Origin of the sequence: Francisella orientalis FNO12, assembly GCF_001042525.2 — a bacterium.
GTDB classification, from domain to species: Bacteria; Pseudomonadota; Gammaproteobacteria; order Francisellales; family Francisellaceae; genus Francisella; species Francisella orientalis.
In genome coordinates this window covers 917,174-940,816 of record NZ_CP011921.2, presented here as the reverse complement: position 1 = coordinate 940,816, position 23,643 = coordinate 917,174, and the positions used below count along the sequence as shown (strand labels likewise).

The following is a 23,643-nucleotide window of genomic DNA, read 5'->3' as shown; positions in this document are numbered from 1 at the left end:
AAATATAATTGCTTAATTTTATTTGAAAATGAGTAAAATATCTAGGCTATAGATATTTATGCAGATAATTAATTTATTTGGCTTTTCTATTAATAAGATAAGCTCTTAATATAAGTATAAAAATAATAAAACAGAAGGTAGTAATTAATTTTCCGCCATCCAAGTTTCTAAAATCACACAAGCTGCTAAAGCATCTACCTTGATATGTGATACTTTTTTACTTTTTACTTCTTCTAGACGCCATCTTGCTTCACGAGTTGAATATGCTTCATTAATGAGATGAACATTTCTTTTATAGCGTTCTTTAACTACTTTAGCAAAATCCTTAGCGGCTTTTGTAATATCTGTCTCAAAATCTTGAGTATCTAATGGCAATCCAATGACTATATCAGAAGGATTCCAACGCTTAACAATCTTATCAAGCTCGATCCAGTTAGGTACACCATCATAAGCTTCTACAGTACCAATAGGAGTTGCTGTTTTAGTAATCATTTGGCCACTGGCTAAACCAATTCTAGCTTTACCATAATCTATTGCTATTAAAGATTGAAACATTAACAATTTCCTATATTTTTGAATAAACTATCTAAACTTTGTAGCGTATATCCTGCATGTTCAATATGATTTTGCCATTTTACTTTGTTCTCGTGATTGAATAGTATCTTTTTGCTTAATTTATTTGTTACAATCCAGTCATTAGACTTTATTTCGTCTGTAAGTTGGTCAGCAGTCCAGCAACTATAGCCAACTACTGGTAGAAAATATTCAGGTAAAATATTATTTGCTAAGTCTTCTAGAATATCCATAGAAGCAGTTATAGCAAGACCTTCATCTAGTTTGATTGTAGAGCTATAATTTCTACCATTTGTAGTATGTAAAATCATGATTTTATGGGGGCTAATAGGACCACCCATATAAAGAGGGTAATCTAAAATCTCATTAAAAGTGTTATTATGAGGAATTTCTAATTCTTCAAAAACATCTCTTAATGTATCACTTAAAGGTTTGTTGATAATCAAACCCATAGCGTCATGGCGATCATTTTGACATAGATAGATTACAGATTTAGTAAATATAGCATCATCTTTGATTAGTGGAGTTGCTAATAAAATTTCACTTTTATGATTTTGGAACATATTATATTATCTTAAGTATAAAAATTTTTTGTAAAAAATGGCAAAAATAAATGCTGCAGTGGCAATAATTTTAGATGAACAGAATGCTAAAGTCTATATAAGTCTAAGACAAAAGTTTCAAAGCTATAGTGACCACTGGGAATTTCCGGGGGGTAAAGTAGAAAAAAATGAAACTTTTGAACAATGTATAAGAAGAGAGGTTTATGAAGAAGTTAGCATTATAGCTAAATCAGAAAGTTTTTATTTTCGTAAAAAACATATAAACAAAGATAATGATGAAGTTAATTTAGAGTTTTTTATAATTAAGGATTACGAAGGTAAACCTTATGCTAAGGAAAACCAGCAATTAAGATGTATAAATATCTCTGAGCTTAATAACTATAAGTTTCTTCCTGCAAGTTTAGAAGTAATAGCAATGTTACAGAAGGATTACTCATACAATAGTTAGTATCAGCAAATAATTAAGCATTTTACAAAAAGGTTAGAATATGTTGATGATCTATAAGATAAATATTTAATTTAACATAATATATATTATGCGAATTTACATATTTTATTATCCCACAGTAATAATCTTAGTTGATTTAGTTATATTTGCCCAAATTATGATAAATATAACAATTGTTGCTATGCCTGCTATTATATTGACTACAGGAACTACATTTAATAAAGTCAATCTCATATACCAATATACAAGTGAAGCTTTAAATTTTAATTTTTTTTTCGTGAGTTTGATTATATAATTTAGTTCTCTCATCTAACTTTACAGCTGTTACCACTAACGCTATATATGACCATATTGGTATTAGTTGAAGTCCATAACCATGCTAAATGTATTTGCTCAGCACTATTTACAGTAATTAAAGCTTTTGCTAATTTTTATTGCGATAAAATAAATAAAACTGAAACAATCAAAGATGTAATTATTAAAGCTACTGCACATACTTGTATAATAAGAATCGTTGTTTCTGGAGATATAGAGTTTATCATTTTGGACTAAATGTAAATTAATATTTCTTGTTATTTTGATATTTAAATATTTTGTTAAAGACTTAGATTATGGAATAATTCATATAGTTGAAATATTTCTGAAATTTTAATATGAACGACAAAAATAATTTTAAAAGAGATATATTATCACGCCATATAGTTATGATATCTCTAGGAGGTACTATCTCAGCAAGTTTTTTTCTTGGTATAGGTAGTATTTTAAACTCAGTTGGTGCATTTGGTACTGTACTAGGATTTCTAATTGGTGGGATAATTATGATGCTAGTAATGATAAGTCTAGCAGAAATGGCTATAGCAATGCCAATAAGTGGTTCTTTTCAAACTTATGCTACAAATTTTATATCTCCATATTCAGGATTTTTAACTGGTTGGTTATATTTACTTAACTGGTTAACAGCTGCGGCTGGAGGTTTAGTTGCTGCGGGTATTATTTGTCACAATTTTTATCCAGAGATCAGTGTTTCGCAATTCTGTTTAGCAATTATTGTTATCCTTAGCTTACTTAATTTATGTGCTGTTAGAGTCTTTGCAGAGATTGAATTTTGGCTTTCTGCAATAAAAATTATCACTATTATGGTATTTATAATAATTGGTATAGGTATTATTACTGGAGTTTTACACTCTAATAAGCCTATATCTGGCCTAGTTAATTTCTACTCAGATGGCCTATTTCCGAATGGCTTTAAAGCATTTTTATTTGGATTAGTAATTATTGTATGTACTTTTCAGGGTGCTGAATTAGTTGGTATTGCAGCTGGAGAAACAAAAGATCCTGAAAAAAATATTCGTAAAGCAGTAAAAAGTGTCGCTATTCGTATACTTCTATTTTTCGTATTTTCTTCTTTTATAATAGCTTATATTATTCCTTATAAAGATTCTGGTGTTGCAAACACTCCTTTTATTACAGTACTGCAGCTTGTGAATGTCAAATATATTGATACGATTATGCAACTAGTAATTTTGACAGCAAGTTTATCTGCCGTCAATTCGTGTTTTTATACTTGTGCAAGATTAATGTGGTCTATGGCTTCAGATAATCAAGCTCCTAAAGTATTTGCAAAAGTTAGCAAAAAACAAGTTCCTATATATGGCGTTATATTTGTAGCTATACTTTCTTGTCTTTGCTTAATTACAAAGTTTGCCGGTGCTGAAAAGCTCTTTATATTAGTAGTGTCTTCATCTGGTATGATTGGCTGTATGATATGGATAATTATTAGTCTGTGTCATATCTACTTTAGAAAATCACTTTCTTCAGAACAAATTAAAAATCTTAAATTTAAAGCATGGGCTTTTCCATTAATCCCGTATTTGAGCATATTGTTTAATTTTTGTGTAATATTAGGAATGTTTTGGGATCCTGATCAACGCATGGTTATTTATTCAGGAATCAGTTTAATTATTTTATTCTCATTATGTTATAAGCTATTTTATAAAAATCGGTAAATCCTGCTTTGAAAGACCCCTACTTTTGTAAGATATCTTTTTGATTTTTCACATTTTGAAACATACAAAGTATCATTAATTACATAATAGATCGCATCCTGCGAGAACTCTTCACCTAAATCACAAGCTTCATCAAGCGACCAAGCGACTTAGCATCAAATATAAAACCATTCTCTTTGTGCTTAGATGATTTATCAAAACCATTAATTTCATAAACCCAATCATATGACTTTTCTAATTGATTCTTTAATATTTGATTTCTGGCTATATTCTCTTGATCTTTGAGAAGTTGATTTAATAGATTGTATACTGTGATAATTGCAAATTGGTTAGGATACTTTATAGGTGATATAGGGACTTCAAATTTAGTTGTAAAATACCATTCACAAAGATATAAATTAGAAGTATTATTATTCATAAGCCTTTAGCTTTTGCTCTAATTGGCTACCTGTATGAACACCAGTCAGCGTTTCTACAGGTTTACCTGCTTTGAAAATTATCATAGTTGGTATGCTTCTTATACTAAATTTAGCAGCTAAACTTTGATTATCGTCAACATTAACTTTGACAATAACAGCTCCCGTATAATCTTTTGATAGCTGATCAAGTATTGGTGATAACGTCTTACAAGGACCGCACCAGTCAGCATAGAAATCTACCAATATAGGTTTTGCAGAACTATTTATTAGCTTATCAAAATTAGCTTCATCTGTTTTTATTACTTTACTTAATGCCATATTTATTTCTCCATAAATGTTACATTTGCTCTTATATTAATATCTTGAGATACAGTTACTGGATTATAGTTACTTGTATCAGTTTCATTATAAGCTTCCGACTTCATTAGCATAACCGTATTTCTAGGTTTATAGCCATCTACATCAATATATTGTAATGACTGAATAAGTATAGTTGCTATTATTTTGTTTATTAAAATTAGCAAGGTAATCTTTTGTATCTTTAAAAAGTTGTATCATAAGCTACTGCTTTGTAGCTTCTACCTCTTTAGCGGGAGGATTGTAATCTAATACTTTTATAGCTAATCTCTTTCTAGAAGATCTGTCTTGATTTTCAATTGCTTGTTGTAATTTATTTAAATCACCTTGAGATATTCTAGATTGAAGCTGTATAGTAATATTTATAGCGTCACTATTGCTAGTGTTTTGTTCAATATTTTTGACTTTCCAGTCAGATTTTACAATATTGTTAATACTGTCTGTAATTTGATTTTCTATACTATTTTGCTTATCTAATGTGGTTGTTGCATAACCAGTTATTTCAACAAGGATACTATCACTTTTTATGGTGGTTTCAGCCTGAGTCGTATATTTAATAGTATTATATTCTACACAATCATCTGATGCTGCTACAGCAAGAGATACAGAACCAATAAATCAAACTAAACAAAATGGAACTAACTTTTTCATATACACATCTTTTAAGAAATACTTATATAAATCAAGTCTAGCAGATATTGAGATATTAAGCAGGCTCAAACCTAGCAATTATTGCTAAGAGTTATATTATATCATGAAGAATATCGTCTAATGATTCTAAGATTTGCTCTTTCATTTCATTTTCAAATGGGAAATTATCAGATGTTAGCTGAGATTTTACAAAGCTTTCTAAAAGTAGATGCTGAGCACTCTCTAAAGTCAGTCCTCTTGACTGTAGATAGAAAAGAACATCTTTATCAAGCTCTCCTATTGTTGCACCATGAGTACACACTACATCATCAGAGAAGATCTCCAATTCTGGTTTTGTATTAATTTCAGCCTTATTGCTTAACTGAATATTTTTATTATTCTGAAAGGCTTGTATTTGCTCTATACCTTTGTTAACTACTGCTTTTGCATTAAACCATGCTTTAGAGCTGCCGTTAGCTACACCACGGAAATTTACATTACTATATGTATGAGATGCATTATGATTAACTAAAAAACATGCATTAGCAATAGCATTATCAGCTACTAAATATAATCCTCTAATATCAAATCTTGAATGTGGCTTATTTAGATTTACTACGAAATCATTTCTAAGTAGTCCATCCTTATTTAGCAAGCTAAATCCATTAAACTCCGCAGCACGATCTAAATTGATCAAATAATTAGCAGTAGTAATTAACTGGGTATTATTTGGGTTATCTGCATTATTTGTAAAGTTTACCTTAGCAGATTCTGCGACATTCACATCCAAAAACAAATTGATAGCAGAATTTTTAGTAAGACTTACAAAGTCAATATCCAAATCTAGATTTGTAAACATATCGACATCTAACTTCAATGAGATATTAGTTAGCTTATTTTTAGCCATATATGTATTTATAAATATAAGGCTAAGAGAGTCTTTAGCATCTTTAGGTATATTTATTGCAAAGTGCTTAGAATTTTCGATAGCTAATCTAGACATAGTTCTATCATCTCTATGCAGCTCTAGAGCGCTAATATGGCTCAATTTTTTGTTATAGTCAATAGCCAAAACACCATCTAGTATTATTACAACATTTTCTTCAGTATCAAATTTAAAGCCTTCTAAATAATCCTTAAATTTAGGAGAATCTTTAAGCATTTCAGATATACCACTTTTACAATAAATAGTAGCTAAGTTTGTATATTTCCAGCTTTCTTGTTTAGTAGTTGGTAGCGATTTATTATCTATTAACATTTTTAATCAACCTTTAACTATTTAACCAAGAATAACCTTTTTCTTCTAGCTCAAGAGCTAGCTCTTTACCACCTGTTTTGACAATTTTACCATCAGCTAAAACATGGACAAAATCAGGTTGTATATGATCTAAAAGTCTTTGGTAGTGTGTAATAACTAAGAAGCTTCTCTCTGGAGATCTCATAGTATTTGCGCCTTGAGATACTACCTGAAGAGCATCAATATCTAATCCAGAATCAGTCTCATCTAATATAGCAAGCTTTGGCTCAAGCATCATTAACTGAAGCATTTCATTACGTTTTTTCTCTCCACCTGAGAAGCCTTCATTAACTCCACGCGACATATATTTTTGATCTATCTTTAAGACTTGCATGTTTGCTTTTAGCTTTTTCATAAAATCTATAGCATTGATTTCTTCTTCGCCATTTTGCTTTCTAATGCTATTTACAGCTGTCTTTAAAAATTGAACATTACTAACACCAGGAATCTCAATAGGATACTGTAAGCTTAAAAAGATACCTACTGCGGCTCTTTCGGATATAGATAGATCATCTAAATCTATACCGTTAAATGTTATCGATCCTTGAGTAATCTCATAACCATCTTTACCAGCTAGAACATTACTTAAAGTACTTTTACCAGCACCATTAGGTCCCATAATTGCATGGACTTCACCTTTGTTAACTTTTAGATTTAAGCCTTTTAGAATATGTTTCTTTTGTTCGCCAACACTTACATGTAAATCTTTAATTTCTAATAACATTTTATTAACCTTTTAATTTATATAATTCTAAAGTTTAACCAACAGCACCTTCTAAACTAACTTCCATTAGTTTTTGAGCTTCAACTGCAAACTCAAGTGGTAACTTTTTAAATACTTCTTTACAAAAACCATTAACAATCATAGCAATTGCATCCTCTTCCGAAAGACCTCTTTGCTTACAATAGAAAAGCTGATCATCTGAGATCTTTGAAGTTGTAGCTTCATGTTCGATTTGAGATGAATTACTCTTATTTTCTATATACGGGTATGTATGTGCACCACAATTATGTCCTATTAATAAAGAGTCACATTGTGAGAAGTTTCTAGCATTAGAAGCATTAGGTGATATTCTCACAAGTCCTCTATAGGCTTGAGAAGCTTTACCTGCAGAAATACCTTTTGAAATAATCGTACTCTTAGTATTTTTACCAAGATGAATCATTTTTGTGCCAGTATCAGCTTGTTGAGCATGACGAGTCAAAGCTACAGAGTAGAATTCACCAATTGAGTTATCTCCACGTAATACTACTGAAGGGTATTTCCATGTAATTGCAGATCCTGTCTCAACTTGTGTCCAAGAGATTTTTGCATTTTTGTGACAAACGCCTCTTTTAGTAACAAAGTTGTATATACCGCCCTTACCTTCTTTATCTCCTGGATACCAGTTTTGCACTGTAGAGTACTTAATCTCAGCTCCATCTAAGGCAACCAGCTCAACCACAGCTGCATGAAGCTGATTTTCATCACGCATTGGTGCTGTACATCCTTCTAAATAACTAACATAACTTCCTTCATCTGCGACAATCAATGTTCTTTCAAATTGTCCAGTATTCATCGCATTTATTCTAAAATACGTTGATAATTCCATTGGACAAGTAACACCTTTAGGAATATATACAAATGAACCATCACTGAATACAGCTGAGTTAAGTGCTGCATAAAAGTTGTCACCCTGTGGAACTACAGAGCCTAAATACTTTTGAACTAGTTCTGGGTACTTCTGTACGGATTCTGATATAGGACAGAAAATAACTCCAGCTTCAGCTAGTTTTTCTTTAAACGTTGTTACAACTGAAACTGAGTCAAATACTGCATCAACAGCTATATTTTTAACTCCAGCTAACATTTCTTGCTCATGCAGAGGAATACCAAGCTTGTTATATGTCTCTATAATCTCAAGATCAACTTCATCTAAACTTTTAGGATGATCTTTTAATGATTTTGGCGAAGAATAATAGCTTATTGCTTGAAAATTAATAGCAGGATAACTTAAATCAGCCCACTCAGGTGACTTCATCTCCAACCATTTTTTATATGCTTTTAAACGCCATTCCAATAGAAATTCAGGCTCTTTTTTTCTTGCAGATATCAAGCAGATTACATCTTCATTAAGACCCGCATCGATAGTCTCAGCTTCTATTTCAGTTACAAAACCATGTTCATAATCTTGCTCAATGATTTTATCTAAATTTTCGCTCATACTTTAACTTCTGCCCTTATTGTTGACAATATCATAGATTGATGTTTTTGAAAGTAGATCTAGCAATTGACTATTTAAAACTCTCCAATAACTACTTACCATACAGCTTCCCAAGCTACATTTTTTATGTAAATCACAACATTCTGTAAGATTCACATCTTTCTCTACAGCTTTAACGACATCTAGAACAGTAATGTTTTGTGGATCATCAACTAATGTGTAGCCACCCTCTATACCGCGTTTAGATACTATAATATTTGATATTGAAAGCTGATTTAACAGTTTTCTAACTGTAGGAATATTTAGCCCAGTAGTTTCAGCAATTCTTGCTGCACTATAGGGATTTAAGTTATTTTCAGCAATTGTTACAACCACAAGTAAACCATAGTCGAGTAATTTACTTATTTTAAGCATAATTAACTCTAATCTATACTAATTTAGTATCATATATCTGATATAATAATATTTATGAAGCTCAATGTAAATTAAAAATTTGATTATTTTATAACCTTAGACTAGTATTTGTAGGTAATTAATACTATAACGTCATTATAACAATTAATCATGAGAATAGCTATTTTAGGTGCTGGACAATTAGGAATTTATTTGACCCAAAGATTAAGTCTAGATCATCAAGTTTCTATAATAGACTTAGATGAAGAAAAATTAGGATTTATTTCATCTGCTTTTGATGTTCAGACAATCATTGGAGATGTTACAAAGCCTAATATAATGATGGAAGCTAATTTTAAAGATACTGATATGATTATTGCCGTAACATCTAATGATACTACTAATATAGCAGTATGTGATATGGCTTATAAGTTATATAAAACACCATATAAGATAGCGCGAATTCGTGATACAGAATATAATAGATTTCCAAAATTACTTAATAATATAGACTTGGTTATCAAATCTTTTTTTGAAACTACAAAAAGATTAGAACAATTGATTTTTTTATCTGGAGCTTATTTTATATCAACATTTTTTGATAAACGTGTGCAATTAGTTGGAGTTAGGGTTTCACAAGATTCATCACTTATTGGTTTGTCTGTTAAAGATATATATCTCGGCTTAGGAGATATAAAAGTAGATATAATTTCAGTTCACAGAGGCGGAAATAAGTTGGATATTAATGATACCTATATTCTAGTTGAACCAGGTGATAGAGTTATGTATTTGTCAGAAAAAGCATACTCTTCTCAAATCCTATCAATTTTTCAGCCTAAAAAAGCAAATATTAGAAAAATTTTTATTGCGGGGATTAACTATGCAAGTATCACCCTGGCAAAATCATTGGAAAATAAAGGCTATATAATAAAAATGATTGATCCTAATGCTGAGAAGTGTGAATTTGCTTTAAATGAGTTATCAAAGTCTACAATTCTACACTATAATCCAGTAAACAATAACCTATTAGTTGCTGAAGGCATTGACGAAGCTGATATTTTTTTTGCGTTGACTAATTCAGATGAAATTAATATTATGTCATCTATTTTAGCCAAAAAACTTGGTGCACAAAAAACAGTGGCAACTGTAAACAGTTCTGAATATTACGATATTACTAGAGACCTTAAGCTTATTGATATATCAATTTCACCTCATAATTTTTCATATACAACAATCAAAGCATTTTTGACCCAAGTTGATATGCTTAAAATGTATGAAGTTGAAGATAGTGAAGAAATGTTTGTAGAGCTAAAAGTTCATGGTCAAGAAAATATGTCTACAGTAATCGGCAAAAAAATAGCTGATCTAAAATTACCAAATGGCTTACAAATTTTAGCTATTATGAAAGATGACAATACTCCCAAATTCTTCACCGACAACTCGGTTATAAATGATGGAGATAGAATAATCATCAAAGTTGATAACAAAAATGCTCTACAAACACTCGAAAAGCTTTTTCAAGTAATGCCTTTATACATTGCATAAAGGATTGTTAAAATATGAGAAATTAGGTTATGATAAATCTATCATAAAATTTACTGATAAGTATAGCTCATGGTATCAAACTCAACAGGAAAAGAAAAAATTGGTTTAATTCTACTTATATTACTAATGACCGGAGCAATTGATAATATAAGGAATCTTCCTTCTACTGCGATATCCGGGACCTATATATTTTTCTTTTTTGCTGTTGCAGTTTTGTTGTTTCTCGCTCCTGTTGCTTTAGTATCTGCAGAAATGACTGCAACATATACAGCCAAAGGTGAAGAAGGTGTATATGGTTGGGTTAAAAAAGCTTTTGGACCTAATGTAGCGATGCTAGCAATTTGGTTTCAATGGATTAATACTTTAATATGGTTCCCAAGTATATTAACATTTATTGCAGGCACTATTGCATATCTATTTAATCCAGATTTTGCTCAAAATATTAAATTCACTATTATTTTTATTACAGTTGTATTTTGGTCCTTGACTATTCTAAACCTCAAAGGTTTACGTGTCTCTGCAATTTTTGCAAGTGCCTGTACATTTTTTGGTATGGTTGTGCCAATGCTACTAATGGTTATTTTCGCATTAATATGGTTACTGAATAGCTATACTATAAATATTCATTTTGAATTAGGTAATTTAATCCCTAGTTTCACATCTACTGAATCTTGGATGGGTCTGACAGCCATAATTGCATCTTTCTTAGGGCTTGAATTAGCAACAGTTCACATAAGAAATGTAGCAAACCCCAAAAAAACATTTCCATTAGCGCTATTAATTTCAGTAATTTTTATAGTATTTACGATGGTATTAGGTGCTCTAGCAGTAGTGATTATATTCCCTCAATCTGAAATAGATGTTGTGCATGGAACAATTAAGACTTTTAAAGTTTATCTAGAAAGCCTAGGTATACCTATGTTTTTCTACTATATTCTAGGACTAATGATCTTCATAGGATCTATAGGATCGATGATCAATTGGATGATTTCACCTGCTCGAGGTCTATTGCAGGCTGCCGATGATCATTTTTTACCCGATGCTTTAGATAAAACAAATAAGCATGATGTGCCAAGTGGAATTCTTATATTACAAGCAATTATTATGACTATAATATGTCTTTTATTAGAGCTTGTACCATCAGTTCAGGCTTACTATTGGCTTCTTACTGCTTTAAGTACTCAAATTTACTCTTTGATGTATTTAATGATGTTCTTTGCGGCACTCAAACTAAAACTTACAAATAAAGAATCTACTCGTAACAATAAGGATTTCAATATACCTGGTGGTAAATTTGGTATGTCTTTTGTTTGTATTTTAGGTATTGTGGGAACAATCTCTTGTGTAATAGTTGGTTTTATTCCACCTGATAATTTATATGAAAATCCTTTTGAATTTATTCAAATGTTATCAATATGTTTTGTATTATCAATCCTTCCTGTAGTATTATTCATGATTTATAGAAAGATTAAACTTAAAAATATCTAAATGCTTGAATCATCAATTCTCTTTATATTCCTAATTATTGGTTATTACATTTTTAATTTCTCACAATCATTAAAAGTTATAAAACTTATAAACTTATCGTTAGACTTTATTGTAATTTCTATAATTTTTTTACTGGGTATAACTTTAGTATATTTACTAATACAAATACTATAGTTCTAGAAGTTATAGGTATAAGTTTGATATATATTACAATTATTACAGTTACTAATATATTGGGGATTTTTATTTTTTGTAAAAAAGATCCTAATATAAAAGCTCACTTTAAATCTAATAATATAAGTGAAGCTAAAGAAAGTCTATTTATTACAATTCTTAAAGCAAGTAAGTACTTAATATATCTAATAATAGGCTATATATTAGGCGAAATTATTAATATAAATATTACTTCATTTATAAATGACATTGTATTTGTGATGTTATTACTTCTTATGCTAATTATTGGTGGTTTATTAAGATTTGAAAATATATAACTTATAAGTCTCTTTAAAAATAAATTAGCTATGTCTGTGGTTGTTATAGTTATTGCAACATCGATAATTTCAGCTATTTTGATCAGCTATATGATTAATTACCAGTTAAGCGAAGTATCATGATCAGCTCAGGCTTAGGCTAGTATTCTTTATCAGTAGTCTTAAATACTGACTTCATTGGTGAATATTATGGAGTGGTAACATTTATGGTTGATTTTTTACGAGAAATATTAGTGATCGCAATGGTACCATTACTCAAACGATATTTTTCTGTAGAGATGGTCGGGTATGCCGCAAATACTGCTATGGATTTCTGCTTACCAATCCTTAGAAATAATTATAGTAATAAAATAGTTCCATTAGCTATAATTATTGGCTTAACGATGACTATTATAACTCCAATTCTTCTCGTGTTAGAAAATATAATCCTATAACTATTCAGAAAAAGCCGATAATAAATATAGGTTTTAGATATTTATGAATGGAACTAAATGAAATAAAGAAATTTATTTGCTGCGGAATTTGATACGACCTTTAGTTAAGTCATAAGGAGTTATTTCAACTACTACCTTATCGCCAGTTAGTATACGAATATAATTTTTTCTCATCTTACCTGAAATATGAGCTGTTACAACATGCCCATTCTCAAGTTCCACTCTAAACATTGTGTTTGGAAGAGCTTCTAAAACAACTCCTTCCATTTCTATACAATCTTCTTTTGCCATATTGGCCTCATCTCCGGTTAAATTAGTTTTTAATAATTACATAAAACAGCATCTATTTTAAAAGGAATTAATTAAAAACTCAAATCTTTTGAAAAAATACTTATTAAAAGGTTATAATTCATTATCAAAATCCTAATTTTTAAGTATTCTCGTAGTGGAAAAGTACTTTTTCTTTGAGTTAGTAATCTTCGTGGTAGGCATTTTGGGTGGTAGCATTGGAGCTGTTATAGGTTTGGGTGGAGCATTAGTAATAACTCCTTTACTATCAACTGTATTAGATGCCCCTCTTCATTATGCTATTGGAGCATCTCTAGTGGCAATAATCTGTACATCAACAGCAACATCTCTTGTTTCATTAAAATCTCACGGATTAACTAAAGAAAAATTAGGATTATTCTTGGCATTAGCTACTGCTATAGGAGCTATATTTGGAGCTAAACTAGCTTTATTGCTAAAATCACAAGCATTATTTCTAATATTTGGTGGAATATTATTTGTAGTTGCAGTTTTAAGTTTTATTAAAAAGAAACAAAATAACAATATTCAAGAATCTACCAAAGTATCAGTTATTGCTGAAAAACTTCAACTTAATGATTCAATTACTGTAGATAAAGTAAAACAGCAATATAGTGTCAAACACCCTGTTCTTGGCTTTATATTTATGTCTGGTGCTGGATTTATTGGAGGCTTACTTGGCATTGGTGCTGGTATTTTTAAAGTAATAGCGATGGATAAGGTTATGAAGATACCCTTTAAGGTAAGTGCATCTACTAGTAATTTTATTATGGGTATTACGGCATTTGCAGCGACTTCAACTTATTATTTTGCAGGGTATATAGATAGCTCGATAACTGCTCCTGTTGCTTTAGGTACTTTATTAAGTGCTACTATAGGCTCTAAAATTATGCCACATATTTCAACAAGAATTTTGAGACTTACATTTTTTATAGTTTTATTTATTTCAGCATTACAAATGATAATTAAAGGATTAATATGATCAAAGATAATGTCATATATCATGTTATAAAGTTAAACTTATCATTAGCTGTTTTTATAATATGCTTAGGTGCTATAGATGCTATTTTTGGAAGTGATAATATTGCAAAAAATATTGTTAATATTGGAATCTTTTTAATAATAATAACACCAGTGCTAAGAATCCTTTTAGAATTTATCTTTTTTATAAAGGCAAAAAACTACACTTACATGCTGATATGTTTACTATTATTCCTAATAATAGCCATTAGTATAGTCTGTTAGATAGTATATTTATTCTAAAAATGTTAATATTTTGTCTATTGTGATAATTGGCTCATAAGGGCTGAAAACTTATTGAAATATGTTTACTAGTTTATCAGATAAATTACAATCTTCATTTAAGAAGATAAAGGGACAAACTTCTCTTACAGAGGAAAATATACAGTCAGCTTTACGTGACATTAGAGTATCTCTACTAGAGGCGGATGTTGCGTTACCTGTTGTCAAAAAGTTTATAGAAAATATAAAGCAAAAAGCAATAGGTGAAGAAGTCAAGAAAAGTCTTACGCCAGATCAAACATTTATTTCATTCATAAAAAAAGAAATAGAAAAAGCATTAGGTGAAGAAGCTGTACCTATTAACTTAAAAACACAACCTCCTGCTGTGATACTTATGGCAGGTTTACAAGGTGCTGGTAAAACAACATCAACAGCTAAGCTTGCTAAATATCTAAAAGAGCAACATAAGAAAAAAGTAATGGTAGTTAGTGCCGATGTCTATCGCCCTGCTGCTATTGATCAATTAAGAACTCTTGCAAATAGTTTAAACATAGAATTTTTTGAATCTGACACATCTCAAAAACCTGACTATATTGTTACAGAAGCTATTAAAACGGCAAAAACAAAACTAATAGATGTTTTGATTATCGATACCGCAGGTAGATTGCATATTGATAGTAATATGATGGATGAAATCAAACAAATCCATAAAATTGCAAATCCAATAGAAACATTCTTCACTGTAGATAGTATGATAGGTCAAGATGCTGCTGTTACTGCTAAAGCATTTAATGATGCTTTAGAATTGACAGGTGTGATTCTTACAAAAACCGATGGTGACGCTAGAGGTGGTGCAGCTCTTTCGATTAGAGAAATTACGGGTAAACCGATTAAATTCTTAGGTACTGGAGAAAAAACAGACGCATTAGAACCATTTTATCCTGATAGAGTAGCCTCTAAAATACTAGGAATGGGTGATGTTCTAAGCTTAATCGAAAGTATTGAACAAAAAACAGAAAAAAAGTCTGCTGAAAAATTAACTAAGAAGCTTAAAAGTGGCAAAAGTTTTGATTTAGACGATTTTAAAAGCCAAATCCAACAAATGAAAAATATGGGTGGTGTTGACTCTATCATGTCTAAACTACCAAATATGCCTGCAAATCTACCAGGCAATGTTGGTGATGATATGTTTAAAAAAATTGAAGCTATGATAGACTCAATGACTCCGTATGAGCGTAAGAAACCAGAGTTGATCAAACATAGTAGAAAACAAAGAATTATAAAAGGATCAGGAACTTCCATACAAGATCTTAACAAACTCCTACAGCAACATACGCAAATGAAAAAAATGATGAAAAGTGTAGTTGGTAAAAAAGGAGGCATGGCTAACATGATGAAACGTTTATCAGCTATGCAAGGTATGGGTAATATGCCAGGTCTTTTTGGTAATAAAAAATAAGAATAAAAATATAAGGAAATCTCTAAATGATAGGTGATAAAAACTTTGATAAAGTTTCAAATATAAATATAAAAAATGAAAAAGTATTGATTCCAGCAGAAGTTCTAATCCAAGATATACCTTTTTTAGAGACTTCTTTTGAAACAGTCAGAAAATCACGAAAAGAAATAGCTGAAATTGTTCATGGTAAAGATATTAGAGTCGCTGTTATCGTTGGTCCTTGCTCAATTCATGATACAGAAGCTGCTATCGAATATGCTAAAAAGCTAAAAGACCAAGTCAAAAAATTCCAAAAAGAAATCCTGATAATTATGCGAGTATATTTTGAAAAACCTCGTACAACTATAGGCTGGAAAGGACTTATAAATGATCCTAATCTTGATAATTCTTATAATATCAATAAAGGTCTTCGCATGGTTCGTACCCTATTATCTGATATTACAAGTATGGGATTACCTTGTGGAACAGAGTTTTTGGATGTAATCACTCCACAATATTTCGCAGAGCTTATTACTTGGGGAGCTATTGGTGCTAGAACTGTTGAGAGCCAAGTTCACAGAGAACTTGCTTCAGGTCTTTCTGCTTCCATTGGCTTCAAGAATGCTACAAATGGAGATATTCAAGTAGCCGTAGATGCTATTAAGTCAGCTACTTATCCAAATCATTTCTTAAGTACTACAAAATCTGGGTCTACAGCAATATTTGCAACTAAAGGTAATCAAAATGGCCATATAATTCTTCGTGGTGGCGTTTCAGGACCTAACTTTAGCAAAGAACATGTTGATGACTGTATCGAAAAGCTTAAAAAATCTGAAATTGATACTAAAGTTATGATTGATTGTAGTCATGGTAACAGCAATAAAGATTATACTAAGCAAATCGCAGTATTAGAAGATATTTGTGAGCAAATTAAAACTAGTAATGATGTATTTGGAATAATGATTGAAAGTAACCTTGTAGCTGGAAATCAGGATATTAATAATAAGCCTCTAACTTACGGACAAAGTGTAACAGATACGTGTGTTAATTTTGATGAAACAATCAAAATGCTTGAAATGTTAGCAGATGCAGTTAAAGCTAGACGTAAATCTCAAGAAAAAGCAGAAACTAAAGAAGAGTCTCAATTCTCATTATTATAAATACCTTTTTGAAATAAATGAAATATCACATCCTAAAATATACTCAAATATTTTTGGTAGGATTTAATCTTTTTATACTTTGTAGCTGTGCTGATCAAAGTGCTACTTTTAAAAATATTCCCGCAGATAAGTAACCAATTATAGGTAAAGTTTCTAATATTTATATATTAGGAGGTTTAGGGCAAACTTCAGAAGTAGTCCCAGCTGATATATGTGGTGGGCATCAAGAGAAAGTTGCTAAAGTTACTTTTACAAAACCATTTATTTGGGATGGATTAATATCTTTGATAACTTTAGGTATTATAACTCCACGACATACTTATGTTTATTGCGCATAAATTTATGAAAAAAACGGTAGCCATACTTATTTGCTTCCTTTTAGGAGGTTGTGCAACACAAACTGTAAATTTTGAAAAGCATAAACAAGTATTACAAAAGCCTACTTACTATAAAAAAGATACATTTTTCTTAGGCATAGGGCCATCGACATATATAAATGCTAGTAAAATATGTAATGGTAGTAACAATATTTCTAAAGTTGATGCTGAGCAAACAACTTCAGATTTAGTCATAGCATGGACTACTTTGTAAATAGCAGTCAACTATCATTATAAGAAAATATTATACACTTAATAAAATCAATATATTTAACTCTATGATATTTTTTTGTCATAATATTTCACAGAAAATATATAAGAATTTTAAATAAGGTTATAAAAAATGAAAAAATTAATTTTATCAGTAGTAATATTTAGTTTAGTAAACGTAGTTTTTGGAAGTCCATTACATCAAATAAATAGTTTTTCAAATAATGGGGTATTCCCAGCACCAGTAATAATTCTTGCAGAGTAGAATCTTTAAAATTAATGATTATCAAAAAACTAAACTTAAATGCTTCTTATAATTCTCAGTATACTCTTCAATTTTAGGATCTTTAATAACATCATTAGTAATAAATGTTGGTAACCCTTTCATACCTATGAATTCATGTGCTTTATGAAAGTGCGGATATACTCCATCAACCCCAACACCTTCAAAAAGCTGATCTTTCTCCACAAAAGCCTCCAATGGAGCATTCCATGTTAGCAATAGTCATATATGTTTTACCCTGAAGTAAACCACCAGAGCCATATTTCTTGCTAACATCATATCTAGATCGACCATCATTAGCATACATAACACCATGACCTGTGGTGAATACTTCATCGATATATTTTTTAACAATCCAAGGTGGATCCATCCACCAACCTGGCATTTGATAAATTACTGTATCAGCCCAAAGCCACTTTTGAATTTCCTCATCTATATCATAACCATAATCAATAACAGTAACTTTAATATCATGACCAAGGCTCTTAAGATGACTCTCCACAATATCATTTAAATATTGATTAAAGCACCTTTTGAGTGCTAAATTCTTTTTTACCATTAATTAATAATATTTTTTTCATATGTTTTGCCAGTAATAATTAAATAATAGCCAAGTTAATCAATTGGCCTCCTTGACAGACTACACCGGTATTATGAATACTAATTACAACACCGCCATAAGGTAAAACTAAGTCTTTCTTTTGCATAGTAGATGTCTGAATATATTGACCAATTACATCTCCAGCTTTGAAAATATCGCCAGGCTTAATAAACCACTCATACAAACCACCCTCTATTGCTTTTAAGTGCTTATAGTTAGCTCCATAGACATGATATCTAATACCAGTATTTAATAAATTAGTATTAAAAGGTGAATCAATAATATCTTTATATTTCAGATAATTAAGGATACCTTGAGTCTGCATTTTAGCATTTGTGAAATTTATATACTCTTCAGAGCCTAATTCAAGTGTGTAACCTTCTTTTAGTACTTTTTCATCTCTACCTTGTTTTCTGAACTCTTGAGACAAGTACCACCATGGACAAAATATAGCCTAATCAAGAGCCCCACCAGCTTTATCATTATCAATAATTAGCATATCTTTATAGCCAAATTTTCTGCTGTTTGTCTAGCAAAATCTGCAGTATATAAATATGTAGTCGCATCTGTATCTGTATGTAAATCAAGGACACAATCTGTCTTTTGAGCTTCTCTTTGGACTAGAAGATTTAATCTTTTTGCTCTAGATAGCTCCCATTCATTAGATAGCTCTTTATCTAACTCTTGCTGTAAAAGCTTTTCAAAAGCTTGCTTATATTCTGCTGTAGTAGAGTTGATATGTTCTTTGACAAATGTAAAATAATCAATAGATGGATAGAAGTAATATCTATTAAAATTATCTCCTGTTGCAGAATCAAATCTACCTTGATGCCCTGCTCCTATAAATACATCTTTACCGATAGGGTTACATTGAGGGATTAGATAAACATCACCTTTTGGTTGATACTTTTTGAAATACTCCAAAAGTTCTATCATTACAGCATTTCCCTGTAATTCTGAAGCGTGCATACTTGCTTGCATATATACGCTTGACGCTGATGAGTCAGAACCTTTGATAGCTATTTTCTCTATATGAATATCTTCACCTGTTGATGATTGACTTACTTTGATTTTTTGTTTGGAAATATAGTTAGACATAATGCTAATTCAATTTTTTATGATTACATAATTATAGCAACATAATACTTCTAACTATAAGAATATTTACTATTACACCACTAGTTCTAAAATGCTAAAATGTTTTAATAAATCTTAAAACTTAGTAATAATCTAATGATAAAAGTAATGACATTCAATGCTAATGGTATACGCGCAGCGGCTCATAAAGGATTTTGGGAATGGTTTAAAATGCAGGATGTAGATTTTTTGTGCATCCAAGAAACAAAAGCACAATTTCATCAATTAGAAAAAGATGAACAGCATTTCCCAAATGGTTATTACTATGATTTTAAAGATGCTGTAAAAAAAGGCTACAGTGGTACAGCTATTTATGCTAAGAAAAAACCAATAAAAGTTATCAAAGAGCTTGGCTTAGATTGGGCTGATGATGAAGGTAGGTATATCCAATTTGATTATGAAAAATTTAGTATTGCTAGTTTGTACCTACCAAGTGGCTCTAGTGGAGATGTTCGCCAAGAGTATAAAATGCAGTTTCTTGAAAAGTATAAAGAAATATTAAAAGAACAAGCGGAATCTGGTAGAGATTTTATAGTTTGTGGTGATTTTAATATTGTGCATAAAGAAATAGATATCAAAAACTGGAAATCTAATTATGGTAAGACATCTGGAGTACTACCAGAGGAACAAGCTTGGTTAGATCATATTTTTGATGATCTAGGTTGGGTTGATACTTTCCGAGTAATCAATCATGAACCGTTACAATACACTTGGTGGTCAAATCGTGGACAAGCGCGTGCAAACAATGTCGGCTGGAGGATTGATTATCATATTTCAACACCAGCTCTAAAAGATAAGGTTGTGCCAGAGTCTGATTATGTCTACAAAGAAAACTGGTTTTCTGACCATGCGCCACTAACTATTAGTTATGATTTTGAGGTTTAAAATATGAATATGTCAGCAATTTTATTACCAATACTTTTAGCTCTTCTAGAATATTGGTATTTGTGGGTTATTGCTCTATTTATTTTATTTATAAAAACTCCTTTTTTTAAAGGATGGATTGGTGAAAAAATCTTAGCAATGTTAGTAAAAAATATTGTCAAAGATAAAAAAGGTATATTGTTAAATAATTTGTTATTACCTACAGATAAAGATACTACCAAGTAGATCATATACTGCTTTTTCCATCAGGGATATTTGTAATTGAAACTAAAAATATGAAAGGATGGATATTTGGAGATTCTAAAAGTAATAACTGGACATAACAAATATACAAACATAAATCAAAGTTTAAAAATCCAATCCATCAAAACTATAAGCATGTTAAAACTATTAGTACTATGCTAGAGCTAGAAGATGAAACCCTAATTTATAATATTGTAGTTTTTGTTGGTAGTGCAACCTTTAAAACAAATATGCCAGAAAATGTATTTAAAATATTTCGATTAAGAAATTATTTAAAGCAGCAAAATCTTGATAAGCTTAGTTATTCTCAGGTATACCAGGAGTAGACAAAACAACTTTAGCTAAAAAATTAACTCAGGCTCTGACTAATATAACCTACTTATAGAGTAGATACTGTTGAGTATTATCTCAAAAAAGCATATTCACAAGAGCTAACTAAACAAGGTTATGAGCTAGTTTATTATCAAGCTAAGGAAAATCTTGAGCTTGGTAAAAATGTAATTATAGATTGTTGTAACCCTATCTTGGAGTCTTGAGAATTGTGGAACTCATTATCACAGATAAATAATACAAAAGTTATAAATATAGAAATTATCTGTAGTGACAAGCAAATCCATAAAAATAGAATAGAAACTAGATATAAATCAAACCCAAATAAATACCCTACTTGGTAGAATGTCTTAGATAGAGATTACGAATATTGGAAAGATGAGATTGTTAGAATTGATACCGCAAAAACTGATATTATAGAATCGTTTAATATACTTATAAATCAACTCAAGGAATACTAATGAAGCATAAATTATTTTATAGGTTGTTTATTTTAGTTGATTTTCTATTTATCACATTAAATAGCTTTGCAGATAATTTTAAACAATATAATGTCTATTTAATCTCAGATACTACAGCTGATAAATATGTTAAAGAATTTGATGATTCTTTAGCTAAAACAAATGTACTAGAGAAATACAAAACTACTCCTTTTATCAAAAATCATCCTGTACATTTGACATTGTATTTAACAAGTTTTCAAAGCAAATATATTAAAGATATTGAGAGTCAATTAGCTGACCTTGCTAAGAACACAAAATCATTTTATATAAAAACCACTGGTTTTAGTGCTGGTAAAAGTGGCTTTGTAATGCTTGATATCAAAAATTCTCAATCATTACAGCAATTATCAAATTCTGTAATAAGTAACTTAGCAAAATATAGAGATAAAGACTATCCTGCCCCAAGTTGGGTTAAATTCTATCCAAGCAAGTTAGCATCTTTTGAAAAATATGGTTCACCAAATGCTTTTGCTGAATTTAATCCTCATATAAGTATATTGGCTGCTAATTTACAAACAGATCAAGAAAGAGATAACTTTGACAAAGATTTTAATGAGATTATCAAAAATACGAAATTAGAACCAATTAGCTTTAAGATTAAAGCAATCGGTTTTGGTGAAGTTGATGAAAATGGACAAGTAACTAAAACTCTACATATTTACAAACTAAATAAGTAAAATTATAATCATAAAATAAATAGTAAGGAAATAGAATGAGTAATAATCATTTTGATGTAATAAGTTTAGGTGGTGGTTCTAGTGGTATAGCATCTGCTGTACAGGCTGCTAAGTTTGGTAAAAAAGTTGCTATTATTGAAAAATGTGAGCTTGGTGGTACATGTGTAAATAGAGGTTGTGTACCTAAAAAAGCTATGTGGTATGGAGCTAATCTAGCTGAATCACTAAAGCATGATGTCGCAGGATATGGTTTTGAGGTTGAAGTTAAAGGTTTCAACTGGGCAAAGCTTAAAGAAAAAAGAGCCACATACATAGGTAATATTCATAGTTTCTATGACAGACTATTAGATAAATGGAATATTACTCATTTTAATAATTGGGGTAAATTTAAAGATAATAAGACTATAATCCTAGATGATGGTGCTGAGCTGGCAGCAGATCATATCTTTATTTCTCCGGGTGCGTACCCTATTGTACCAAAAAATATCGAAGGTGCTGAACTAGGTATCACGTCTGATGAGTTTTTCGAATTAGAAGAAACTCCAAAAAAAGCTGTAATCGTCGGTGGTGGCTATATAGGTGTTGAGATTGCTGGAGTGCTAAATGCTCACGGTACAGATACAACTGTTATGGTACGTAGAGATAAACCGTTAATGGAGTTTGATAATTGTATTAGTGATGCTCTGGTTGAATGTATGCAAATGACAAATCTAAATATCATGAATCATACAAACATCATTAAAGTTGAAAAAGTTGGTAGTACTCTCAAAATCACTACTGATATAGGTAAGGTTTTAGAAGATGTTGATACTCTAATATGGGCAACTGGTCGTGCGCCAAACACTCACAATCTAGGTATAGAAAACACCGATATAAAAATTACTGATAAAGGCATAATTCCTGCTAATGAGTGGTCTGAAACAAATGTTAAAGGAGTTTACTCTTTAGGTGATGCTTCAGGCGTGCCACAACTTACACCTGTAGCTATCAAAACAGGTAGATATCTGGCTCGTAGACTATTTAATAGTGAAACTAATCTAAAAGCTAATTTAGAATATATCCCAACTGTGATCTTCTCGCATCCGGCTATTGGTACTGTAGGATTGACTGAAAAAGAAGCTAGAAACAAGTATGGTGATGATAATGTGAAAGTATACAAATCTCGCTTTACAGCTCTATATTGCGCTATCTCTGGTCATAAAATGCCAACAGTTTTGAAGCTAGTTGTAACAGGTGATAATGAAAGAGTTGTTGGATGTCATATGATTGGTATAAATGTTGATGAGATGTTACAAGGATTTGCAGTAGCTATCAATATGGGTGCTACTAAACGCGACTTTGATGATACTATAGCTATCCATCCTACTAGCTCAGAAGAGCTTGTAACTATGTAAGGAAATCTT

General features: G+C 30.6%; 27 protein-coding genes and 5 pseudogenes. 20 read left to right on the top strand and 12 right to left on the bottom strand.

Features of this window, described 5'->3' with window-relative positions; all coding sequences use genetic code 11:
* Positions 1-144: 144 nt before the first annotated feature.
* The gene (gene ruvX, locus FNO12_RS04825) at positions 145-555 is read right to left on the bottom strand and encodes a Holliday junction resolvase RuvX (RefSeq protein WP_014715460.1); all 411 of its coding nucleotides are present in this window, start codon (positions 553-555) and stop codon (positions 145-147) included.
* Positions 555-1,136, bottom strand: a complete 582-nt coding sequence (locus FNO12_RS04820; protein WP_014715459.1) for a YqgE/AlgH family protein — start codon at positions 1,134-1,136, stop codon at positions 555-557. The genes ruvX and FNO12_RS04820 overlap by 1 nt, the downstream gene beginning before the upstream one ends.
* A gap of 37 nt (positions 1,137-1,173) precedes the next feature.
* Between FNO12_RS04820 and FNO12_RS04815 the strand changes: the two genes are divergently transcribed.
* From FNO12_RS04815 to FNO12_RS04805, 3 genes are all read left to right on the top strand, one after another.
* Complete coding sequence (locus FNO12_RS04815) at positions 1,174-1,584, top strand: (deoxy)nucleoside triphosphate pyrophosphohydrolase (protein WP_014715458.1); 411 nt, start codon at positions 1,174-1,176, stop codon at positions 1,582-1,584.
* 342 nt (positions 1,585-1,926) lie between these two features.
* On the top strand, positions 1,927-2,136 hold the full coding sequence (locus FNO12_RS09645) for a hypothetical protein (RefSeq protein WP_014715457.1): 210 nt from the start codon (positions 1,927-1,929) through the stop codon (positions 2,134-2,136).
* A gap of 101 nt (positions 2,137-2,237) precedes the next feature.
* Positions 2,238-3,590, top strand: a complete 1,353-nt coding sequence (locus FNO12_RS04805; protein WP_014715456.1) for an amino acid permease — start codon at positions 2,238-2,240, stop codon at positions 3,588-3,590.
* Between the two features lie 115 nt (positions 3,591-3,705).
* Here the strand turns inward: FNO12_RS04805 and FNO12_RS04800 are convergent, their stop codons facing one another.
* The 7 genes and pseudogenes from FNO12_RS04800 to FNO12_RS04770 form a co-directional block, all read right to left on the bottom strand.
* Entirely contained in the window at positions 3,706-4,008 is a 303-nt protein-coding gene (locus FNO12_RS04800) for a hypothetical protein (RefSeq protein WP_014715455.1), read from the bottom strand.
* A complete protein-coding gene (trxA, locus tag FNO12_RS04795) occupies positions 4,001-4,327 on the bottom strand; it encodes a thioredoxin (RefSeq protein ID WP_014715454.1) in 327 nt (108 codons plus the stop codon). Before trxA ends, FNO12_RS04800 begins: the two co-directional genes overlap by 8 nt.
* Before the next feature lie 2 nt (positions 4,328-4,329).
* Positions 4,330-4,981, bottom strand: a pseudogene (locus FNO12_RS11525) (hypothetical protein).
* A 127-nt stretch (positions 4,982-5,108) separates the two neighbouring features.
* Complete coding sequence (gene sufD, locus FNO12_RS04785) at positions 5,109-6,254, bottom strand: Fe-S cluster assembly protein SufD (RefSeq protein ID WP_014715452.1); 1,146 nt, start codon at positions 6,252-6,254, stop codon at positions 5,109-5,111.
* Positions 6,255-6,267: 13 nt separating this feature from the next.
* Positions 6,268-7,017, bottom strand: coding sequence for a Fe-S cluster assembly ATPase SufC (gene sufC / locus FNO12_RS04780; protein WP_014715451.1), 750 nt, complete (start codon positions 7,015-7,017; stop codon positions 6,268-6,270).
* Between the two features lie 34 nt (positions 7,018-7,051).
* Positions 7,052-8,497 carry a Fe-S cluster assembly protein SufB gene (gene sufB, locus FNO12_RS04775; RefSeq protein ID WP_014715450.1) on the bottom strand — a complete coding sequence of 482 codons (1,446 nt, stop codon included), beginning with the start codon at positions 8,495-8,497 and terminating at the stop codon, positions 7,052-7,054.
* A 3-nt stretch (positions 8,498-8,500) separates the two neighbouring features.
* Positions 8,501-8,911, bottom strand: a complete 411-nt coding sequence (locus FNO12_RS04770) for an SUF system Fe-S cluster assembly regulator (protein ID WP_014715449.1) — start codon at positions 8,909-8,911, stop codon at positions 8,501-8,503.
* A gap of 150 nt (positions 8,912-9,061) precedes the next feature.
* Between FNO12_RS04770 and trkA the strand changes: the two genes are divergently transcribed.
* The 4 genes from trkA to FNO12_RS10515 all read left to right on the top strand — a co-directional run bounded on the left by trkA (position 9,062) and on the right by FNO12_RS10515 (position 12,848).
* Complete coding sequence (gene trkA / locus FNO12_RS04765) at positions 9,062-10,435, top strand: Trk system potassium transporter TrkA (protein WP_014715448.1); 1,374 nt, start codon at positions 9,062-9,064, stop codon at positions 10,433-10,435.
* A gap of 69 nt (positions 10,436-10,504) precedes the next feature.
* The gene (locus FNO12_RS04760; RefSeq protein WP_014715447.1) at positions 10,505-11,923 is read left to right on the top strand and encodes an APC family permease; all 1,419 of its coding nucleotides are present in this window, start codon (positions 10,505-10,507) and stop codon (positions 11,921-11,923) included.
* A 197-nt stretch (positions 11,924-12,120) separates the two neighbouring features.
* Positions 12,121-12,414, top strand: a complete 294-nt coding sequence (locus FNO12_RS10520) for a hypothetical protein (protein WP_231138794.1) — start codon at positions 12,121-12,123, stop codon at positions 12,412-12,414.
* Positions 12,415-12,608: 194 nt separating this feature from the next.
* A complete protein-coding gene (locus FNO12_RS10515; RefSeq protein WP_302846512.1) occupies positions 12,609-12,848 on the top strand; it encodes a LysO family transporter in 240 nt (79 codons plus the stop codon).
* Between the two features lie 72 nt (positions 12,849-12,920).
* On the opposite strand, the gene infA is transcribed toward FNO12_RS10515, so the two are convergent.
* The gene (infA, locus tag FNO12_RS04750; RefSeq protein WP_004287780.1) at positions 12,921-13,139 is read right to left on the bottom strand and encodes a translation initiation factor IF-1; all 219 of its coding nucleotides are present in this window, start codon (positions 13,137-13,139) and stop codon (positions 12,921-12,923) included.
* A gap of 154 nt (positions 13,140-13,293) precedes the next feature.
* Between infA and FNO12_RS04745 the strand changes: the two genes are divergently transcribed.
* From FNO12_RS04745 to FNO12_RS10505, 7 genes are all read left to right on the top strand, one after another.
* A complete protein-coding gene (locus FNO12_RS04745) occupies positions 13,294-14,136 on the top strand; it encodes a sulfite exporter TauE/SafE family protein (RefSeq protein ID WP_030005605.1) in 843 nt (280 codons plus the stop codon).
* Complete coding sequence (locus tag FNO12_RS04740; RefSeq protein ID WP_014715445.1) at positions 14,133-14,399, top strand: DUF1634 domain-containing protein; 267 nt, start codon at positions 14,133-14,135, stop codon at positions 14,397-14,399. Before FNO12_RS04745 ends, FNO12_RS04740 begins: the two co-directional genes overlap by 4 nt.
* A gap of 79 nt (positions 14,400-14,478) precedes the next feature.
* Positions 14,479-15,855, top strand: coding sequence for a signal recognition particle protein (gene ffh, locus FNO12_RS04735; protein WP_014715444.1), 1,377 nt, complete (start codon positions 14,479-14,481; stop codon positions 15,853-15,855).
* Between the two features lie 26 nt (positions 15,856-15,881).
* Complete coding sequence (locus tag FNO12_RS04730) at positions 15,882-16,994, top strand: 3-deoxy-7-phosphoheptulonate synthase (protein ID WP_014715443.1); 1,113 nt, start codon at positions 15,882-15,884, stop codon at positions 16,992-16,994.
* 137 nt (positions 16,995-17,131) lie between these two features.
* A complete protein-coding gene (locus FNO12_RS11520; RefSeq protein ID WP_306668707.1) occupies positions 17,132-17,332 on the top strand; it encodes a Bor/Iss family lipoprotein in 201 nt (66 codons plus the stop codon).
* 4 nt (positions 17,333-17,336) lie between these two features.
* Positions 17,337-17,585, top strand: coding sequence for a Bor/Iss family lipoprotein (locus tag FNO12_RS04720; RefSeq protein WP_148663984.1), 249 nt, complete (start codon positions 17,337-17,339; stop codon positions 17,583-17,585).
* Between the two features lie 129 nt (positions 17,586-17,714).
* Positions 17,715-17,846, top strand: a complete 132-nt coding sequence (locus FNO12_RS10505) for a hypothetical protein (RefSeq protein ID WP_014715441.1) — start codon at positions 17,715-17,717, stop codon at positions 17,844-17,846.
* 21 nt (positions 17,847-17,867) lie between these two features.
* Here the strand turns inward: FNO12_RS10505 and FNO12_RS04715 are convergent.
* Positions 17,868-18,445 (bottom strand): annotated as a pseudogene (locus FNO12_RS04715) (NAD(P)H-dependent oxidoreductase).
* 18 nt (positions 18,446-18,463) lie between these two features.
* Positions 18,464-19,563 (bottom strand): annotated as a pseudogene (locus tag FNO12_RS04710) (hypothetical protein).
* 135 nt (positions 19,564-19,698) lie between these two features.
* Here FNO12_RS04710 and FNO12_RS04705 point away from each other — a divergent pair.
* From FNO12_RS04705 to gorA, 6 genes and pseudogenes are all read left to right on the top strand, one after another.
* Positions 19,699-20,487, top strand: coding sequence for an exodeoxyribonuclease III (locus FNO12_RS04705; RefSeq protein WP_014715438.1), 789 nt, complete (start codon positions 19,699-19,701; stop codon positions 20,485-20,487).
* Positions 20,488-20,496: 9 nt separating this feature from the next.
* Entirely contained in the window at positions 20,497-20,712 is a 216-nt protein-coding gene (locus FNO12_RS10500; RefSeq protein WP_234385407.1) for a hypothetical protein, read from the top strand.
* Positions 20,713-20,762: 50 nt separating this feature from the next.
* Positions 20,763-21,056 (top strand): annotated as a pseudogene (locus tag FNO12_RS11750) (nuclease-related domain-containing protein).
* Positions 21,044-21,521 (top strand): annotated as a pseudogene (locus FNO12_RS04695) (P-loop nucleotide/nucleoside kinase family protein). Before FNO12_RS11750 ends, FNO12_RS04695 begins: the two co-directional pseudogenes overlap by 13 nt.
* Entirely contained in the window at positions 21,521-22,240 is a 720-nt protein-coding gene (locus tag FNO12_RS04690; protein WP_014715434.1) for a 2'-5' RNA ligase family protein, read from the top strand. The pseudogene FNO12_RS04695 and the gene FNO12_RS04690 overlap by 1 nt, the downstream one beginning before the upstream one ends.
* 35 nt (positions 22,241-22,275) lie before the next feature.
* The gene (gorA, locus tag FNO12_RS04685) at positions 22,276-23,634 is read left to right on the top strand and encodes a glutathione-disulfide reductase (protein ID WP_014715433.1); all 1,359 of its coding nucleotides are present in this window, start codon (positions 22,276-22,278) and stop codon (positions 23,632-23,634) included.
* The last annotated feature ends 9 nt before the right edge of the window (positions 23,635-23,643 follow it).

Excerpts from the sequence above, each read along its gene's own strand:
- ruvX (WP_014715460.1), bottom strand. The coding sequence starts at position 555 with ATGTTTCAATCTTTAATAGCAATAGATTATGGTAAAGCTAGAATTGGT.
- FNO12_RS04820 (WP_014715459.1), bottom strand. The coding sequence starts at position 1,136 with ATGTTCCAAAATCATAAAAGTGAAATTTTATTAGCAACTCCACTAATC.
- FNO12_RS04815 (WP_014715458.1), top strand. The coding sequence starts at position 1,174 with ATGGCAAAAATAAATGCTGCAGTGGCAATAATTTTAGATGAACAGAAT.
- FNO12_RS09645 (WP_014715457.1), top strand. The coding sequence starts at position 1,927 with ATGACCATATTGGTATTAGTTGAAGTCCATAACCATGCTAAATGTATT.
- FNO12_RS04805 (WP_014715456.1), top strand. The coding sequence starts at position 2,238 with ATGAACGACAAAAATAATTTTAAAAGAGATATATTATCACGCCATATA.
- FNO12_RS04800 (WP_014715455.1), bottom strand. The coding sequence starts at position 4,008 with ATGAATAATAATACTTCTAATTTATATCTTTGTGAATGGTATTTTACA.
- trxA (WP_014715454.1), bottom strand. The coding sequence starts at position 4,327 with ATGGCATTAAGTAAAGTAATAAAAACAGATGAAGCTAATTTTGATAAG.
- sufD (WP_014715452.1), bottom strand. The coding sequence starts at position 6,254 with ATGTTAATAGATAATAAATCGCTACCAACTACTAAACAAGAAAGCTGG.
- sufC (WP_014715451.1), bottom strand. The coding sequence starts at position 7,017 with ATGTTATTAGAAATTAAAGATTTACATGTAAGTGTTGGCGAACAAAAG.
- sufB (WP_014715450.1), bottom strand. The coding sequence starts at position 8,497 with ATGAGCGAAAATTTAGATAAAATCATTGAGCAAGATTATGAACATGGT.
- FNO12_RS04770 (WP_014715449.1), bottom strand. The coding sequence starts at position 8,911 with ATGCTTAAAATAAGTAAATTACTCGACTATGGTTTACTTGTGGTTGTA.
- trkA (WP_014715448.1), top strand. The coding sequence starts at position 9,062 with ATGAGAATAGCTATTTTAGGTGCTGGACAATTAGGAATTTATTTGACC.
- FNO12_RS04760 (WP_014715447.1), top strand. The coding sequence starts at position 10,505 with ATGGTATCAAACTCAACAGGAAAAGAAAAAATTGGTTTAATTCTACTT.
- infA (WP_004287780.1), bottom strand. The coding sequence starts at position 13,139 with ATGGCAAAAGAAGATTGTATAGAAATGGAAGGAGTTGTTTTAGAAGCT.
- FNO12_RS04740 (WP_014715445.1), top strand. The coding sequence starts at position 14,133 with ATGATCAAAGATAATGTCATATATCATGTTATAAAGTTAAACTTATCA.
- ffh (WP_014715444.1), top strand. The coding sequence starts at position 14,479 with ATGTTTACTAGTTTATCAGATAAATTACAATCTTCATTTAAGAAGATA.
- FNO12_RS04730 (WP_014715443.1), top strand. The coding sequence starts at position 15,882 with ATGATAGGTGATAAAAACTTTGATAAAGTTTCAAATATAAATATAAAA.
- FNO12_RS04720 (WP_148663984.1), top strand. The coding sequence starts at position 17,337 with ATGAAAAAAACGGTAGCCATACTTATTTGCTTCCTTTTAGGAGGTTGT.
- FNO12_RS10505 (WP_014715441.1), top strand. The coding sequence starts at position 17,715 with ATGAAAAAATTAATTTTATCAGTAGTAATATTTAGTTTAGTAAACGTA.
- FNO12_RS04705 (WP_014715438.1), top strand. The coding sequence starts at position 19,699 with ATGATAAAAGTAATGACATTCAATGCTAATGGTATACGCGCAGCGGCT.
- FNO12_RS10500 (WP_234385407.1), top strand. The coding sequence starts at position 20,497 with ATGTCAGCAATTTTATTACCAATACTTTTAGCTCTTCTAGAATATTGG.
- FNO12_RS04690 (WP_014715434.1), top strand. The coding sequence starts at position 21,521 with ATGAAGCATAAATTATTTTATAGGTTGTTTATTTTAGTTGATTTTCTA.
- gorA (WP_014715433.1), top strand. The coding sequence starts at position 22,276 with ATGAGTAATAATCATTTTGATGTAATAAGTTTAGGTGGTGGTTCTAGT.